Annotated in this window: 17 protein-coding genes; all 17 read left to right on the forward strand. The window is 53.6% G+C overall.

The window, feature by feature from the left end:
- Positions 1-14 precede the first annotated feature (14 nt).
- The 17 genes from WMO66_RS11165 to WMO66_RS11245 all read left to right on the forward strand — a co-directional run bounded on the left by WMO66_RS11165 (position 15) and on the right by WMO66_RS11245 (position 17,727).
- Positions 15-869: a DUF6017 domain-containing protein gene (locus tag WMO66_RS11165; RefSeq protein ID WP_071699624.1), complete on the forward strand. Its 855-nt coding sequence runs from the start codon at positions 15-17 to the stop codon at positions 867-869.
- 128 nt (positions 870-997) lie between these two features.
- Positions 998-1,489: a PcfB family protein gene (locus WMO66_RS11170; RefSeq protein WP_110442450.1), complete on the forward strand. Its 492-nt coding sequence runs from the start codon at positions 998-1,000 to the stop codon at positions 1,487-1,489.
- Positions 1,486-3,255 carry a VirD4-like conjugal transfer protein, CD1115 family gene (locus tag WMO66_RS11175; protein WP_349136517.1) on the forward strand — a complete coding sequence of 590 codons (1,770 nt, stop codon included), beginning with the start codon at positions 1,486-1,488 and terminating at the stop codon, positions 3,253-3,255. The genes WMO66_RS11170 and WMO66_RS11175 overlap by 4 nt, the downstream gene beginning before the upstream one ends.
- 145 nt (positions 3,256-3,400) lie before the next feature.
- Positions 3,401-3,616, forward strand: a complete 216-nt coding sequence (locus WMO66_RS11180) for a Maff2 family mobile element protein (protein ID WP_005934794.1) — start codon at positions 3,401-3,403, stop codon at positions 3,614-3,616.
- A 94-nt stretch (positions 3,617-3,710) separates the two neighbouring features.
- Positions 3,711-3,926, forward strand: a complete 216-nt coding sequence (locus tag WMO66_RS11185) for a Maff2 family mobile element protein (RefSeq protein ID WP_005934794.1) — start codon at positions 3,711-3,713, stop codon at positions 3,924-3,926.
- A gap of 39 nt (positions 3,927-3,965) precedes the next feature.
- On the forward strand, positions 3,966-4,835 hold the full coding sequence (locus tag WMO66_RS11190; RefSeq protein WP_349136518.1) for a VirB6/TrbL-like conjugal transfer protein, CD1112 family: 870 nt from the start codon (positions 3,966-3,968) through the stop codon (positions 4,833-4,835).
- Positions 4,825-5,439: an MT-A70 family methyltransferase gene (locus tag WMO66_RS11195; protein ID WP_435387798.1), complete on the forward strand. Its 615-nt coding sequence runs from the start codon at positions 4,825-4,827 to the stop codon at positions 5,437-5,439. The genes WMO66_RS11190 and WMO66_RS11195 overlap by 11 nt, the downstream gene beginning before the upstream one ends.
- Positions 5,408-5,788, forward strand: coding sequence for a PrgI family protein (locus WMO66_RS11200; RefSeq protein WP_005934790.1), 381 nt, complete (start codon positions 5,408-5,410; stop codon positions 5,786-5,788). The genes WMO66_RS11195 and WMO66_RS11200 overlap by 32 nt, the downstream gene beginning before the upstream one ends.
- Before the next feature lies 1 nt (position 5,789).
- On the forward strand, positions 5,790-8,189 hold the full coding sequence (locus WMO66_RS11205) for a VirB4-like conjugal transfer ATPase, CD1110 family (protein WP_349136537.1): 2,400 nt from the start codon (positions 5,790-5,792) through the stop codon (positions 8,187-8,189).
- A gap of 17 nt (positions 8,190-8,206) precedes the next feature.
- Positions 8,207-8,800: a nitrogen fixation protein gene (locus tag WMO66_RS11210; RefSeq protein WP_349136520.1), complete on the forward strand. Its 594-nt coding sequence runs from the start codon at positions 8,207-8,209 to the stop codon at positions 8,798-8,800.
- A 152-nt stretch (positions 8,801-8,952) separates the two neighbouring features.
- Positions 8,953-9,783, forward strand: a complete 831-nt coding sequence (locus tag WMO66_RS11215; protein WP_264297028.1) for a DNA-methyltransferase — start codon at positions 8,953-8,955, stop codon at positions 9,781-9,783.
- The gene (locus WMO66_RS11220; RefSeq protein WP_349136521.1) at positions 9,783-11,990 is read left to right on the forward strand and encodes a C40 family peptidase; all 2,208 of its coding nucleotides are present in this window, start codon (positions 9,783-9,785) and stop codon (positions 11,988-11,990) included. Before WMO66_RS11215 ends, WMO66_RS11220 begins: the two co-directional genes overlap by 1 nt.
- A gap of 16 nt (positions 11,991-12,006) precedes the next feature.
- Positions 12,007-12,243 (forward strand): DUF4315 family protein, encoded by a 237-nt coding sequence (locus WMO66_RS11225; RefSeq protein WP_349136522.1) that lies wholly within the window; start codon positions 12,007-12,009, stop codon positions 12,241-12,243.
- On the forward strand, positions 12,236-13,015 hold the full coding sequence (locus tag WMO66_RS11230) for a DUF4366 domain-containing protein (protein ID WP_349136523.1): 780 nt from the start codon (positions 12,236-12,238) through the stop codon (positions 13,013-13,015). Before WMO66_RS11225 ends, WMO66_RS11230 begins: the two co-directional genes overlap by 8 nt.
- Complete coding sequence (locus WMO66_RS11235) at positions 13,012-15,081, forward strand: DNA topoisomerase 3 (protein ID WP_349136524.1); 2,070 nt, start codon at positions 13,012-13,014, stop codon at positions 15,079-15,081. Before WMO66_RS11230 ends, WMO66_RS11235 begins: the two co-directional genes overlap by 4 nt.
- Entirely contained in the window at positions 15,078-15,836 is a 759-nt protein-coding gene (locus WMO66_RS11240) for a phosphoadenosine phosphosulfate reductase (RefSeq protein ID WP_349136525.1), read from the forward strand. Before WMO66_RS11235 ends, WMO66_RS11240 begins: the two co-directional genes overlap by 4 nt.
- Before the next feature lie 16 nt (positions 15,837-15,852).
- Complete coding sequence (locus WMO66_RS11245) at positions 15,853-17,727, forward strand: DUF3849 domain-containing protein (RefSeq protein ID WP_349136526.1); 1,875 nt, start codon at positions 15,853-15,855, stop codon at positions 17,725-17,727.
- Positions 17,728-17,735 lie beyond the last annotated feature (8 nt).

The following is a 17,735-nucleotide window of genomic DNA, read 5'->3' on the forward strand; positions in this document are numbered from 1 at the left end:
GTGACTTCACGGTCATGGGCAATACCCACCTGAGAGATAAGAACCTCTCCCTCAAAGCAGTCGGTCTTCTCTCAAAGATGCTGTCCTTCAACGACGGCTGGCAGTTCTCCACCCGTGGTCTTGCGGCACTCTGCAAGGAAGGTCCCGACGCCATACTTTCGGCACTCAAGGAGCTTGAGGAAAACGGCTACCTTGTCCGTCACCGTGGCAGAGATGATAAGGGCAGAATGGTCAGCACGGAGTTCGACATCTATGAGATGCCGCAAGCCGGTTTGCCACACAGGGATAATCCACACAGGGAAAATCCCGATGTGGAGAATCCCGACGTGGAGAATCCCCATAGGGAAAATCCCGCACAAAGAAATACTATCCAAGTAATTACTCAAGAAAGAAATACTCTCTCAAAGAACTATCAATCCATCAATCTTGATGGAATGGACAGGATGGATGAGCGAAGCGAGTATGAAGAGATTATCAAAGAGAATCTTGACTACAACATTCTCTGTCAGGATCCGAAGTTCGATAAAGACCGCTTCCGGGAGATCATGGACATCATGCTGGATGCCGTCTGCTCTACCGCTCCGACCATCCGTATCAATGGCGAGGATATGCCGCAGCAAGTGGTTAAGTCCCGCTTTCTCAAGCTGAATAGCAGCCACATAGAGTACGTTCTGGAAGCAATGAACAAGAACCCGTCAGACATCCGTAATATCCGGGCGTACCTGTTGACCGCTCTGTATAACGCCTCTCTGACGATAGACAATTACTACTCCGCGCTCGTCAATCATGATTTCTACGGGCAGGACAGATCGGCAGGGTCAAAGAAGCCGAAGACCTACGATTATAGCCTTTGTGAAGACACTCTTTAATGAATACTATCGTGAGCAATGCTCGGAAAGGAGGACAGTGTAAATGAAAATCATCTATCGCCGGATTGTGCCGCCTTAGCTGAGGCAGCATTCCCTCAATCATTTCAAGGAAAGGAGGTATCACTGCAATGCAGGATGAAGTCAACACCAAAGTTGTTGCAATCATGATCAAGGGCGGCAAAATCTCAGCCGAGGTGCTGAAAAAGGCACTGGACAAGTTCGTGCAGGAGATTGAGAAGGCGCAGAAACAGATGCAGCAGCCAAAAACCTATCGCGGTAAGCAGTCCATCAAGCATCTGATGAGTCAGAACGCCGCCATCTCCAACATCGAGGTGACGGATGGCAACATCAAGTCCTTTGAGCGGACTGCCAGCAAATACGGTCTGGACTTTGCGCTCAAGAAGGACGTTTCCGTAGAACCGCCCAGCTACCTTGTCTTCTTCAAAGGGCGGGACGTTGATGTGATGACCGCCGCTTTCAAGGAGTTCTCCGCCAAGACTGTCAAGCAGAAGGAACAGCCGTCCATCCGGCACAAGCTGGATCAGGAGAAAGCCCAGAGCAAGGCGCAGCACAAGGAGAAGGTCAAGGCCAAGACCAAGGATCGGGGTGTGGAGCTGTGAACAAGCCCGATGTGAAGAAGCTCATTCTTCTGAACCTTCCGTATGTCTTCGCCTTCTACTTCGCGGATAAGATCGCCGCCGTGTTTCGTCTCGCCCCCGGCGCAGCGTTCATCGACAAGCTGACAAACGGCTTTGCCGTGTTCGGCTCTGCCTTTGCAAATCCGCTGCCCAGCTTTCATCCCGTCGATCTTCTCATCGGTCTGTCGGCTGGCGTACTGCTCAAGCTGGCGGTCTATGTCAAGGGCAAGAACCGCAAGAAGTTTCGGCAGGGCGAAGAATACGGATCTGCACGATGGGGTAAGCCGGAGGACATCAAGCCGTACATGGACCCGGAGTTCTCGAACAACGTCATTCTGACGCAGACGGAGTTCCTGACCATGAACAGCCGTCCAAAGCAGCCGAAATACGCCCGCAACAAGAACATCCTTGTCATCGGCGGTTCCGGCTCAGGCAAGACGCGCTTTTTTGTAAAACCAAATCTGATGCAGATGCACAGTTCATACGTTGTCACCGACCCGAAGGGTACGGTGCTGGTAGAGTGCGGCAAGATGCTCGAAAAGGGCGGCTATGTCATCAAGTCGCTGAACACCATCAATTTCCGGAAATCCATGCACTACAACCCTTTCAGCTACATCCGCAGCGAGAAGGACATCCTCAAGCTGGTCAATACGATCATCGTCAACACGAAGGGAGATGGCGATAAATCCGGCGAAGATTTTTGGGTGAAGGCGGAAAAGCTGTACTATACAGCCCTCATCGGTTACATCTGGTACGAGGCACCCGACCACGAGAAAAACTTTACTACCCTGCTCGAAATGATCAATGCCTCGGAAGCCAGAGAGGACGATGAGACCTTCAAGAACCCAGTGGATGTCATGTTCGATGAGCTGGAAGCCCGCGACCCTGACCACTTTGCGGTCAAGCAATACCGCAAATACAAGCTGGCGGCGGGCAAAACCGCTAAGTCGATTTTAATTTCCTGCGGTGCAAGGCTTGCGCCCTTCGACATCGCAGAGCTGCGGGAGCTGATGAGCTACGATGAAATGGAGCTGGACACCATCGGAGACCGAAAGACGGCGCTGTTCGTCATCATTTCCGATACCGACGATACCTTCAATTTCGTTGTGGCAATCATGTATTCCCAGCTCTTCAACCTTCTCTGCGACAAAGCAGATGACGTTTACAACGGACGGCTTCCCGTCCATGTTCGCTGTCTGCTGGACGAGTTTGCGAACATCGGTCAAATCCCGAAGTTTGATAAGCTCATCGCAACCATCCGAAGCCGGGAAATCTCGGCGTCAATCATCTTGCAGTCCCAGTCTCAGCTCAAGACCATCTACAAGGATGCGGCGGACACCATCACGGGCAACTGTGACTGCACACTTTTCCTCGGCGGAAAAGAAAAATCGACTCTCAAGGAAATCAGCGAGGTGCTGGGCAAGGAGACAATCGACCTTTACAACACCTCAGAAACCCGTTCCAACAACAACTCCTATGGTTTGAACTATCAGAAAACCGGCAAAGAACTGATGTCTCAGGATGAGATCGCCGTCATGGACGGAGCCAAGTGTATTTTGCAGCTTCGAGGCGTGAGACCTTTTCTCAGTAACAAATACGACATTACGAAGCATCCAAAGTACCGGCAGCTCTCCGACTACGACAAGCGGAACGCCTTTGACATCGAGAAGTACCGGCAGCACAAGCTGGTAGTCAAGCCCGATGACACATTCGACCTCTATGATATGGGCGAGGTCGATGCAGATTAAAGCCCCGTCGCTGCACTGCGCAGTGGGTAAAGCCTGATGGCTCAACCCAAAGCAGAACAGCGACGGGGCTTCTTTTTTTATGCCCATTTTATGCCCATTTTCAAAAATACACAACCAATCTTTTTCAAATCAAGGAGGAAAATCTATGGCTTTCATCAATCAGGCTGTCACGGTTCTTCAGACACTCGTTATTGCCCTCGGTGCAGGTCTCGCAGTGTGGGGTGTTGTCAACCTCATGGAAGGCTACGGCAACGACAACCCCGGCGCCAAGTCTCAGGGCATCAAGCAGCTCATGGCTGGCGGTGGTGTGGTGCTGATCGGCACGACCCTCATCCCTCTGCTCTCCGGTCTGTTCGGTTAATCCGGCAGCCGCGCAGAAGTAACCATCGGGGCGGGTGCTGGAAAAGGCACTCGCCCTTCACAATTCACCAACGATTTAAGGAGGAAATTCAAGTATGGCATTTATCAATCAGGCAGTTACGGTTCTCCAGACGCTTGTTATCGCCCTCGGTGCGGGTCTTGCGGTGTGGGGTGTTGTCAACCTCATGGAAGGCTACGGCAACGACAACCCCGGCGCTAAGTCTCAGGGCATCAAGCAGCTCATGGCTGGCGGCGGTGTGGTGCTGATCGGCACGACCCTCATCCCCCTGCTCTCCGGTTTGTTCGGCTAATCCACGGCAAGCCCAGCTTAACCGAAGGGTGGTGAAATATTGGGCAGCATTTTAGAAAAGATCGAACAAGCTCTCAAGGATATGCTGATCGGATGGATCGAGAGCAACCTGACCAATATGTTCTCCGATGTCAACGAGAAGGTAGGAACGATTGCCGCCGAAGTTGGGCAAACACCGTCCGGCTGGAACGGCGGCGTGTACCAGATGATCCGGGGACTATCCGAAAACGTGATAGTCCCCATCGCTGGTATCATCATCACCTTCGTTTTGTGCTACGAGCTGATTTCCATGATCACCGAGAAAAACAACCTTCACGACATGGACACTTGGATGTTCTTCAAGTGGTTTTTCAAGGCGGCTGTGGCGATCTACCTCGTGACGCATACGTTTGACATCGTGATGGCAGTATTCGACATCGGGCAGAACGTGGTTTCCGGTGCAGCCGGAGTAATCCACGGCAGCACGAGCATTGACATTGACGCGACGATTGCGCAGATGCGTACCGGCATGGAGAACATGGGCGTCGGAGAACTGCTCGGACTGTCGATAGAAACGCTCCTGATCAGCCTGTGCCTTAAAATCATGGCGATCCTCATTACGGTCATTCTCTACGGGCGCATGATTGAGATTTACTGCACCGTGAGCATTGCGCCTATTCCCATCGCAACCATGAGCAACCGCGAATGGGGCAGCATCGGCACGAACTATCTGAAAGGCTTGTTCGCTCTGGCATTTCAGGGCTTTCTCATCATGGTCTGCGTCGGCATCTATGCGGTGCTGATCAACGGCATGATTATTGCAGACAACATTCACTCGGCTCTGTTCTCTGTGGCGGCGTACACGGTCATTCTGTGTTTCTCGCTGTTCAAGACCGGAAGCCTCGCAAAATCCATTTTCCATGCGCACTAAGGAGGTCGGCAGCATGAAGAAGTACAGCATCATCTACGCCGATCCCCCTTGGGCGTATCGGACTTACTCCAAGAAGGGACAGGGACGGTCGGCAGAAAGCCACTACCCGACAATGTGCATTGAGGACATCAAGGCGCTTCCGGTCGGTGAGCTTGCCGCGAAGGACTGCGCCCTGTTCCTTTGGATCACGTTCCCGTGCCTCTGTGAAGCACTCGAAGTGCTGGCGGCATGGGGCTTTTCCTATAAGACCGTGGCTTTTGTATGGGTGAAGCAAAACCGCAAGAACGATGATCTCTTCACCGGCATGGGGTATTGGACAAGGGCGAACGCCGAAATCTGCATCCTTGCTACGAAGGGACATCCGAAGCGTGTTGACGCCGGTGTGCGTCAGGTCATCCTCAGCCATATCGAAGAGCATTCCAAAAAGCCGGATGAAGCGCGGGAGCGCATTGTCCGGCTCATGGGAGACCTTCCCCGTGTAGAGCTTTTTGCCCGTCAGTCTCCCGAAGGCTGGGACGTTTGGGGCAATGAGGTCGAATGCAGCATTACTCTCGGAAAGGAGGAAACAGTCAATGGCATTTGTTCCGGTCCCAAAGGATCTTAACCGCGTCAAAACGAAGGTCATGTTCAACCTGACCAAGCGGCAGCTCATTTGTTTTTCCATCGCTGCGGCGGTCGGCGTCCCGATCTTCTTTCTGGCGAAGGCGCATCTCGACTTGTCTACGGCGGCAATGCTGATGGTGGTTATCATGCTCCCGTTTATCTTCTTCGCGCTTTACGAGAAGGACGGACAGCCCGCCGAAAAGTATCTGTACCACATCGTACAGTCCATGTTCATCCGCGACAAGGTTCGTCCCTATCGCACAAACAATCTCTACGCTGAGATTCAGCAGAAAATCAAAGAACAGGAGGAATTGCAGCTTGAACAACAGCACAGCAAAGGCAAAGCCTAAGATGACGGTCAAGAACGGCGTCGTTTACGGCGATGCCCTTTCCGCTCAGGAAAAGAAGCGGATCGTCATGCAGAAGAAAAAGGACAGGAAGGCAAAGAAAGTCCGCAAGTCCGCCCAGCAGACCATTCCCTATGTGGAGATGTGCCGCGACGGTATCTGCAAGGTAAACAGCCGCCTCTACACGAAGTCCATCGCCTTTGAGGACATCAACTACCAGCTTGCGCAGAACGAGGACAAAACTGCCATCTTTGAGAACTGGTGCGACTTTCTGAACTACTTCGACAGCTCGATCTTCGTCCAGCTCTCCTTCATCAATCAGAAGGCAAGCCTCAATGAGTTTCGCAAGCGCATCAACATTCCGGCACAGGAGGACGATTTCAACGACATCCGCTCCGAGTATTCCGGAATGCTGCAAAGCCAGCTCACCAAGGGCAACAACGGACTGATCAAGAAGAAGTACATCACCTTCGGCATTGAGGCGGACTCCCTCCGCACGGCAAAGCCGAAGCTCGAACGCATTGAAACCGACATCCTCAACAACTTCAAAACTCTCGGCGTGAGAACCGAGCCGCTGTCCGGCTACGAACGGCTGAAAGTGCTTCATGATGTGTTCAATATGGACAGCAATGAGCCGTTCCGCTTTTCCTTCGATATGGTTGCCCGGACAGGACTTTCCAGCAAGGACTTCATCGCTCCCACTTCCTTTGACTTCCGTGAAGGCAAGTGCTTCAAGATGGGCAAAACCATCGGCGCGGTGAGCTTCCTGCAAATCCTCGCGCCGGAACTCAATGACCGTATGCTTGCCGACTTCCTTGAGATGGACAGCAACATCACGGTCAATTTTCATATCCGGACGATTGACCAGGCGAAGGCGATCAAGAGCATCAAGTCGAAGATCACCGACCTCGACAAGATGAAGATTGAAGAGCAGAAAAAGGCAGTCCGCTCCGGCTACGATATGGACATCATTCCGTCCGATCTCGCTACCTTCGGCGGTGAGGCAAAGCGTCTGTTGCTGGATCTCCAGACCCGCAATGAGAGACTGTTTCTTGTGACTATCCTCATCATGAATACGGCAACCAATCGCCAGAAGCTCGAAAACGCGGTATTCCAGACCGCCGCCATTGCCCAAAAGTATAACTGTGCGCTCAAGCGTCTTGACTTCCAGCAGGAAGAGGGGCTGATGTCCTCTCTGCCTATCGGCGTCAATCAGGTGGAAATCGAACGAGGACTGACCACTTCCAGCACAGCGGTTTTCGTGCCGTTCACCACGCAGGAGCTTTTTCAGGGCGGTGAAGCTCTCTACTACGGGCTGAACGCGCTGTCCAACAACATGATCATGGTTGACCGCAAGCAGCTCAAAAACCCCAACGGACTGATCTTGGGTACGCCCGGTTCCGGTAAGTCCTTCTCCGCAAAGCGTGAAATGACGAACGCCTTCCTCATCACGGAGGATGACATCATCGTCTGCGACCCCGAAGCAGAGTATTTTCCCCTCGTGCAGAAGCTCGGCGGTCAGGTTATCCGTATCTCGCCGGTCAGCACGGATTACATCAATCCGTTGGACATCAACACGAACTACTCCGAAGAGGAAAACCCGCTGACGCTGAAATCCGACTTCATTCTCTCCATGTGTGAGCTGATTGTCGGCGGCAAGGACGGCTTGCAGCCGGTTGAGAAGACCATCATTGACCGCAGCGTCCGTATGGTCTATCAGGAGTTTCTTGCAGACCCCAAACCGGAGAAAATGCCGATCCTCGAAGACCTCTACAACATTCTGAGAAATCAGAAGGAACCGGAGGCACAACGCATTGCAACTGCCCTTGAAATCTACGTTCACGGCTCTCTGAATGTCTTCAATCACAGAACGAATGTGGATGTCAACAACCGTTTCGTCTGCTACGACATCCGCGAACTCGGCAAGCAGCTCAAAAAGCTCGGTATGCTCATCGTGCAGGATCAGGTTTGGAACAGGGTCACGATCAACCGCGCCCAGCATAAGGCTACGCGCTATTACATGGACGAGTTCCATTTGCTCTTGAAGGAAGAACAGACCGCCGCGTATTCCGTGGAAATTTGGAAGCGTTTCAGAAAATGGGGCGGCATTCCGACCGGCATCACCCAGAACGTCAAGGACCTGCTTGCGTCCCGTGAGATCGAGAATATCTTTGAGAACTCGGATTTTGTCTACCTTTTGAATCAGGCGTCGGGAGACCGGGAAATTCTCTCGAAGGCTCTGAACATCTCGCCCAGCCAGCAGAACTACATCACCAATTCCAATGCCGGTGAGGGGCTGATCTTCTACGGCTCGACCATCGTTCCCTTCAAGGACGATTTCCCGAAGGACACTCAGCTCTACCGCATCATGACCACCCGCTTAGAAGAAACCGTACAGAACTGATAGGAGGATTTTTGAATATGAACAACAAGATGATTACCATTCCCTATGCGGACGCTATCGAATACGGAGAGAACACCTCTGCGCTGTTTAAGGCTCTGTGGGAGCTGACCGATCTGATCCGACTGGAAAGCGATCTCAAGAAGCATCATCGCGCCTACCTCCATGTGAGGGAGGACATCGACGAGAAGGTCAAGGAGGCGCGTCAGATTATGACCAAGGTAGCTGTGGATATGATCGGTTTCTATTTCAAGGTTGATGTTCCCGAAAGCAGCAACAGCGACGAGAATACCCCTTTCGCAGACGCGGCGGATGATGAAGCCGTAACTATCCCCAAGGACAAGTATGAGCTGATGATCGACGATCTGCTCACGATGTCCGAAATCATTCAGTGCGTCGCAGATATGCGCACGCAGGATATGAGGGCAATCCGCGAGTTTGGTAAGTTCGTCCCTGCTTTCGCTGCCTTTGAGAAGAACCGCCTGAACCTCTATCGTGAGGCGGCAAAGGAAGCCGAGGAAATCTTCGACCGTTGGGCGGACGAGATTGACGATCTCGACGAGGACTTCATGGAAGATGAGGACTACGAGCCGGACGAGTATTACTCCGACTGATATGCGCTCAAATCCGAAGAAAGGAGCTGGTTTTTATAGAGCTTGACATCATTCATACCGGCGATTGCCTTGAAATCCTGAAAACCCTGCCCGATGACAGCGTTCATTGCTGTGTGACGTCCCCTCCGTATTACGCGCTCCGCGATTACGGCATGGAGGCTCAGATCGGCAGAGAGACAACGCCGAAGGAATATATCTCGCGCCTGACGGAAGTGTTTACCGAAGTCAGGCGCGTTTTACGCCCAGACGGTACGCTCTGGCTGAACATCTCGGACACCTACGCTGGAAAGGGCAATCAGGGTGATTTTATTGACCCGAAGAACCCCAACGGCAGAAACGGTCAGGCTGTGGCTCTCAACAACAAGGTTGAGGGCTGCAAGCCGAAGGACATGATCGGTATTCCGTGGATGCTGGCTTTTGCCCTCCGTGATACCGGTTGGTATCTGCGCAACGACATCATCTGGATGAAGGATAACCCCATGCCGGAGAGTGTCAAAGACCGCTGCGCCCGCTGCTATGAGCATATTTTCCTGTTCTCAAAGTCCAAGAAGTATTTCTTTGACTACAAGGCGATCTCCGAGCCGATTGCTCCCGCAACGGCAGAACGCCTCAAGCGCGGCATGAAAGGCGGCAACAAATACGGCAAGCCCGTTCCCGGTCAGCCTCAGCCGCAGTCCATCAACCGCCCCCGTGAGCATGGTGAGATCAAGGACGCAGACATCAATCCGCTTCGCAATAAGCGCGATGTCTGGAAGATCAACACCGTTCCCTTCAAGGGCGGTCATTACGCCGCCTACCCTCCGAAGCTGGTTGAAACCTGCCTTCTTGCCGGTTGTCCCGAAGGCGGTATTGTGCTTGATCCCTTCATGGGAAGCGGCACAACCGGCATGGTTGCCTCACAGATGGGGCGTCATTTCATCGGCATCGAGCTGAATCCGGCGTACACCGAGCTTGCCTACAAGCGGATTGGAGGTGAAATCTGATGTCCAAGGAACCGGAACTCAAAGCCCGTGACAAGGTGGTCGTGCGGATGACGCGGGAAGGCGCGGTTGAGGAAAACCTGACGGCTGGCACCGAGCAGCGTGTGTCAAAGAGGCTGGAAGATGCGGAGCTGGTGAAGCCCGGTGAGACAGTCGAGCCTTCCGAAGCTCTTTCCCCAGAGGAACAGAAAAAGGTGCAGATGCGCCGTCAGCAGCGTCAGTTTCAGGAGGAACACGCTGAGGATAATGACACACAGCCGCTCTCGGAAACGTCCGTCACGGAAGAGAAAAGGGCAGAAAATCCACCCCAGAATGTACCCGAACCGCTGCCCTCATCGGAAACGCCGTTCAAGCCGCCTGCTTTGGAGCAGCACGGTGTTTCTTCGCATACCGGCACGGTGATTGCCGAAACGGTTGTCACGCACAAACTGCGCAAGACCTCTGCGGTGGAAGCAGTAGATGCAGATGCCGTTCTCACTCAAGCGGCGGAGACTGCCTCCGCAAAGCCGGTCTCGGACGGTGCTGTCCCGCCCACGAAGCGGGTGCAGAAGCTCGAAAGAAAGTCTGAGAAGGCGCACGAGCGTCTGGATGCAGCCCGTGAGAAGCTGCCCACGCACAAGGTTCTCAAGAAAGAGCGTGTCTTCGATGAGGAAACCGACAAGGGCAAAACCCGCCTTCACTTTGAGGATGAGCTGAAAAAGCCGAAGGGCAAAGGCAAGCTGCAATTTGAGGCGGACAAAACTGTCCGCAAGGTCGGTGACACCCTTGCTTCCGGCATTCACGGAAAAATCCATGAGGTCGAACAGGAAAACTCGGCGGTTGAGGCGGCGCATAAAACGGAGATTGCTGCTGAGACTGCCGCTCGGCATTTCAGCCATCATCGGGAAAACAGCGTCAACAAGCCTTATGAGAAGGTCTCCAAGCTGGAACATAAGACGGATGCTGCTGATGCGAAGCTCCAATATGAGCGAAATCAGCAGGAGCATCCTGAGATGAAGAAGCAGAACATGAACAAGCACTACCAGAAGCAGAACATTAAGAAGGAATATGCCGCCGCTCGAAATGCCGGCTCTCAGACTGCCGGGACTGCCACAAAAAGCACCGGCAAGAAGCTCGGTGAGAAGGCGTCCAACAAGATCAAGGAGTTCTTTGAGAAGAACAAGAAGGTCTTCATCTGGATCGGCGTCGGAATTGCCCTTCTCGTGTTGCTCGGTGCCGGAATCAGCTCGTGTTCGATGCTCACCTCTACCGGTTCGTCGGTTATCGCTTCTTCTTACCTCAGTGAGGATGACGCGATGCTGGGCGCGGAGGCGCAGTATTGCCAAATGGAGCAAGAGCTGCAACGCTATCTGGATAACTACGAAAGCACTCACAACTACGATGAATACCACTTCGATCTTGATGATATTGAGCATGACCCCTATGTGCTGATCTCCATTCTCTCGGCTCTCCACGAGGGCGAGTTCACGCTGGATGAGGTGCAGGGTACGCTCCAAATGCTGTTTGAAAAGCAGTACATCCTCACCGAAGAGGTCATCGTCGAAACCAGATACCGCACGGAAACCGACACATGGACGGATGCAGACGGCAACACGCACACGGAAACCTATCGTGTCCCGTATGACTACTACATCTGCAACGTGAAACTCGAAAACTTCAATCTCTCCCATGTCCCGGTCTATATCATGTCTCAGGAACAGCTCTCCATGTACGCAACGTATATGTCGGTGCTGGGCAACCGCGAGGATCTGTTCGGTGACTCTCCCTATGTGGACAAGTACATCACCAATCATCCCGCCGACTACGATGTCAACCCGGAATACCTGAACGACGAGAAGTTTGCGACACTGATCACCGAGGCGGAAAAGTATCTCGGCTATCCGTATGTGTGGGGCGGCTCCAATCCCAACACGTCCTTTGACTGCTCCGGCTTTGTCAGCTATGTTCTCACAAACAGCGGTCTTGTGAATACCGGACGGCTTGGCGCACAGGGGCTTTACAACGTCTGTACGCCGGTTTCAAAGGCGAATGCCCAGCCCGGTGATCTCATCTTTTTCGTCGGGACATATGACACCCCCGGTGTGTCCCACGTCGGCATTTATGTCGGTGATGGGGTCATGATCCACTGCGGCGACCCCATTCAGTACACATCCATCAACTCTTCCTACTGGCAGCAGCATTTCTACGCCTTCGGAAGACCCGCCTATTAAAAGAAAGGAGTTTTGCATGAATCCCAAGTATCAGAAAGTCCTCTCCGACATTGAGAAGGCTGAAAAGAAGAAGTCCGAAATCGAAGGTCAGCTCAAGGAGCTGTACGACAAGAAGACAGAGCTGGAAAACCTTGAAATCATCAATACCGTGCGCTCTATGGTGATGGACAAGGATCAGATCATGGCGTTCCTGTCTTCCATGAAGGGCGGCAACAAGCCCGCCGAAAATACGGAGGTAATCGACAATGCGTAAGAAGTTTCGTTTTCTGACCGTCCTTGCGGTCTGCGTCATGGTTCTGTCCTGCTTCTCGGTGACGGCGTTTGCCTATGCCGATGACACCGATCAGAACCTTCCGGTCACAGAGGCAACCCAGCCGGAACAGCAGCCCGCAGTCACACCCGCGCCAGAAAAGCCGAAGGGTGAGCCGATTGACGATGAGGGCAACGCCTACACCCGTGACTTGCTCTATGATAAAGCAACCAACAAGCAGTTCATCACAGTCCAGACGAAGAGCGGCAACACCTTCTTCATTGTCATCGACTACGATGCGCCGATGAACGAAGATGAGGAACAGTATCAGACGTACTTCCTCAACATGGTCGATGAGAGCGATCTGCTTGCGCTGCTGGATGATGATACTGCGGCTGCTCTGACTACCTGTAACTGCAAGGAGAAATGCGCTGTCGGTCAGGTCAACACCGACTGCCCGGTCTGCAAGACCAACATGAGCGAATGCAACGGCACAGCCCCCGTTACACCTGAGCCGGATAAGGATGCAGAAACCGATGCTCCCGCCCCTAAACCCGAAAAGAAATCCAACATCGGCATGATCCTCGTCATCTTCGTTCTTGCCGGTGCTGCGGGTGCAGCTTATTACTACATCAAGTTCGTCAAGGGCAGAAAGCCCAAGGATGAAGATATGGACTTCTTTGATGATGAAGGCTACGAAGAAGAGCCGTACATCAACGAGGATGATGAGCCGCAGATTGCGGAGGATGCTGAAACGGATGGTGATGAAGATTGATCTTAGTCATTGCTGAAAAGCCCAGTGTTGCCCAGTCCATCGCAAAGGTGTTGGGCGCGACGTCCCGCAAGGACGGCTACATGGAGGGCGGCAATTACATTGTTTCGTGGTGCTTCGGTCATCTGGTGGAGCTGGCAGACGCCAGCTCCTACGATGAGCGGTATGCCAAGTGGCGGTACGACGATCTGCCCATTGTTCCGGAAAACTGGATGTTCGAGGTCACGAAGGACAAAGCCCAGCAGTTCAAGGTGCTGTCCTCTCTCATGAAGGACAAGCGCGTCACCGATCTGGTCTGTGCAACCGATGCAGGACGCGAGGGTGAGCTGATCTTCCGGCTGGTCTACAACAAAGCCGGATGCACCAAGCCCTTCAAGCGTCTGTGGATCAGCTCGTTGGAGGACTCCGCCATCCGCGAAGGCTTCCAGCATCTCCGGGACGGCAAAGAATATGACCGTCTCTATGAAGCGGCACTCAGCCGCTCGAAGGCGGACTGGATTGTCGGCATCAACGGCACCCGCCTTTTCACCACGCTCTATCACAAGAAGCTGGTGGTCGGGCGCGTCCAGACGCCGACCCTTGCAATGCTGGTGGAGCGTGACGGGAAAATCTCCACGTTCCATAAGGAGAAGTATTTCAACGTCCACGTCGGCAAGGGTGATCTGACCGCCGATCTGGAAAAGGTCAAAACCGAAGAGGAAGCAAAGAGAATTGCGGCGGCTTGCGAGGAAAAGCAAGCCGTCGTTTCTTCTCTCAAGCGGGAGACGAAAACCGTCAATCCTCCGAAGCTCTACGATCTGACCACCTTGCAGCGCGAGGCTAACCGATACTATGGCTTCACCGCCCAGCAGACACTCGATCTCGTTCAGACGCTCTACGAAAAAAAGCTCCTGACATATCCGCGCACGGACAGTCAGTTCATCACGGATGATATGGAGGACACTGCCCGTCAGGTCATTTCTATCGTCTGCCGCCAACTTCCGCTTTTCTCCGGCGTTTCGATTACGCCGGACATTGCCCGCGTGACCGACAACAGCAAGGTCACAGATCACCATGCCATTCTCCCGACTGTCCAGCTTGAAAAGCAGGATGTTTCCGCGCTCCCTCAGTCAGAGCAGAAAATCCTCAATCTTGTCGGGATGCGCCTTCTGTGTGCGACCGGCGAGAAGCACACCTACGCAGAAACGCAGATCACGCTCTCCTGCGAGGGCTATGTGTTCAAGAGCAAGGGGAAGACCGTCGTTCAAAACGGATGGAAAGCCATCGAAGAGCTGTTCAAGGCTTCCCTCAAGACGAAGGAAAAGGACGATCCCATGAAGTCCCTGCCCGAAGTCCATGAGGGCGATGTTCTGGATGGTGTGTCCGCCAGCGTCACCGAACACTTTACGACACCCCCGAAGCAGTACACGGAAGACACGCTCCTGTCTGCGATGGAGACTGCCGGAAACGATCAGTTCGACGATGACACCGAGAAGAAAGGTCTCGGCACTCCCGCAACCCGCGCCGGTATCATTGAAAAGCTGGTAAAGTCCGGCTTTGCTGAACGCAAGGGCAAATCCCTCATTCCCACAAAGGACGGCTGCAACCTTGTCTGCGTCCTGCCGGAACAGATCACTTCTCCCGCAATGACGGCGGAATGGGAAAACACGCTCATGGAGATTGAACGCGGCAAGGCAGATGCGGACGCCTTCCTCAGCGGCATTGTCCGGATGACCGGGGATCTCGTGAAAGCCTATCCCTTCCTCTCCGATGCCGAAGCCCAGCGTTTCGGCACGGGCAAGGAGGAAATCGGCAAGTGTCCCCGCTGTGGTTCTCCGGTCTATGTCGGCAAAGGCAACTTCTACTGCTCGAACAAGGCTTGCTCCTTCTGCCTGTGGGAAGACAACAAGTTCTTTTCCAGCAAGAAAAAGAAGCTGACCAAGAAGATTGCAAAGGAGCTGCTGGACAAGGGCTGGTGCCGCGTGACTGGGCTTTACACGCCGAAGAAGCCCCAGCTCTACGATGCAGTGATCCGTCTGGATGACAGCGGCGGCAAATATGTCAGCTTCAAGATGGAGTTTGACCGATGATCCGCCCGAAGTATGTTGCCTCTTGCAGCGGAGGCAAGGACAGTGTAGCGACGCTCCTGCTGGCTGCACAGCACAATGAGCCGCTTGACGAGGCGGTTTTCAGTGAGGTCATGTTCGACAAAAACACAAGCGGCGAAGTCCCGGAACACCGGGACTTCATTTATGACCGGCTCAAGCCCTTCTGCGAAAAGGAGCTGGGCATCAAGTTCACCATTCTCCATGCGGACAAGACCTACGATGAGGTGTTCCATCATGTCATCTCCCGCGGACCGCACAAGGGCAAGGTTCGCGGTTTTGCGTGGGCCGGGATGTGCGCGGTCAATCGGGACTGCAAAATCCCGCCCGTCCGAAAGTACAATGCCGCGCTTTCTCCGGACACCGTGAGCTATGTCGGCATCGCGGAGGATGAGCCAAAACGCCTTGCTCGTCTGGATGAAATAACGAAGGTCAGTCTGCTTGCCAAATACGGTATGACCGAGGCGGACGCCTACAAGCTCTGTCAGGATCACGGGCTGCTTTCCCCAATTTATGCTCACTGCCGGAGAAACGGCTGCTGGTTCTGTCCCAACGCCAGTGACTCGGAGCTGCTGCACATGGTCACGAAGCACCCTGAGATGTTTGACCGACTGATTGAATGGGAGAAGGAAGACAACATATTCCATCGTCGAATGACACGCAGAGAAACCCCATCTGAGGTAAAGGCTCGTTTATTGAGCAAATTCCAGACGGGGTTTTCTTCGCCCAAAAGCAAATAAGAAAAGGAGGTTTGAGATGGCTGAAAACAAAAATGCACAGCAAGTCCGCGAGATTACGGACAAGCTGGAACAGGGCATCAAGGAGCTGTTTGAATCCGAGCGGTTCAAGGAATATCTCCGCACGATGTCCAAGTTCTACAACTATTCCTTCAACAACACGCTGCTCATTGCGATGCAGAAGCCAGAAGCAACCTATGTTGCCGGTTATACCTCGTGGCAGCGAAACTTCGACCGTCAGGTCATGAAGGGCGAAAAGGGCATCAAGATTCTCGCGCCCACGCCGTACAAGGCTCAGGAAGAGCGCGAGAAGATTGACCCCGTGACGCAGAAGCCGGTGATCGGTGCAGACGGAAAGACTGTCACGGAGACGGTTGAGGTTCTGCGTCCTGCCTTCAAGGTGGTCAGTGTCTTCGATGTTTCCCAGACGGACGGCAAGGAGCTTCCGGACATCATCGTCGATGAACTGAAAGGCACCGTCGAGAACTACGAGGCGTTCTTCGATGCGCTCAAGCAGGAATCTCCCGTCCCCGTTTCCTTTGAGGATATTCCGGGCGGCGCAAAGGGATTCTTCTCGCCGGTTGAAAGCCGCATTGCCATTCAGGAGGGTATGAGCGAAATCCAGACGGTCAAAACCGCCATTCATGAGATCGCTCACGCCAAGCTCCACGCCTTCAAGCCTGACGAGAAAACCGCCCCCGAAGAAAAGAAGGATCGTCATACCAAGGAGGTTGAGGCAGAAAGCGTAGCCTACACTGTCTGTCAGCGGTACGGCATTGAAACCTCGGACTACTCCTTCGGCTACATCGCCGGTTGGTCTTCCGGCAAGGAAACCAAGGAACTGAAAAGCTCTCTGGACACCATCCGCAAGACGGCGGCTGAAATGATCGAGGGCATTGACGCCAAGCTCAAGGTGCTGCTGGCAGAGAAAGCGCAGTCCGCAGAGAAAGATACCGAAGCCCCCGCAGAGCCGATGCCGGAAGTCCCCGTTTACCGCGAGACGGCGAATTATGCTTATGAAGCCGGTGAGCTGGAGTCATATCGTGCTTCTCTCACTGCAAACGTGGAATGCCGCCGTGCGATTGAGGCGGCAATCAGTTCTAACTACGGAGACAACCGGCTGGATGCGGATGCTGCCGTGAAAAGTGTCCTTGAGCAGTTCTCTCCGGAGCGCGTCCGATATGTCCTCGTAAACACCATTCAGCAGAAAGACTTTGACGGACGCATTCCGCAGCCCCTCAAGGAGTGGGCGAAGAGCGTTGAGGTCTGTCCGGAGAACGCCTCCCGCTTCCTTGTGGATAAACCCAATCCCGGACTGACAGCACTTTTCGTCGATGCGTTCCGTCAGCAGACCGAAGCTCAAAAGGATGTCACTTCTGAGAAGGCAACGGAAAGAGACCCAGAGGTCGTTGCATGGGAGAATGATGAGATTACCTCTATTGAGGTAAAAACCGTGGAGGTCAAGTCCCCCCTTGCTCCCTTGCCGGAGGAAGCAGCGAAAGCACCGAAGGCACACCGTCTGACCGCCGAAGAGAAGGAAATCAAAGCCGCCATCATGGACACGCTCAAGGGGCAGATTGCCTATAACAATGACGGTATGCGGGCGTCCTATCGCGCCTCTAACCACTCCTTCAATCTGCTGGCGCGGAACGGCGTCAAAATTGAGGGCAACACGGTCACGCAGAACGGTGAGCCGCTGTTCAAAATCCATCGCCGTCATGCGGCGCGGAAAACGCAGGGCTGCTATCGTGAGCTGATGCCGACGCTGGAATACGTCAAGCAGGAGCAGAAGCAGGAAAAGCCCTCCATCCGCAATCAGCTCAAAGCTGCCGCGAAAACACAGCCGGAGAAGAAATCCCCGGTCAAATCCAAAACACACGACATGGAGTTGTGAGAAAGGAG

Source organism: Faecousia intestinalis (genome assembly GCF_040096185.1).
Taxonomy (GTDB): domain Bacteria; phylum Bacillota; class Clostridia; order Oscillospirales; family Oscillospiraceae; genus JAZOXB01.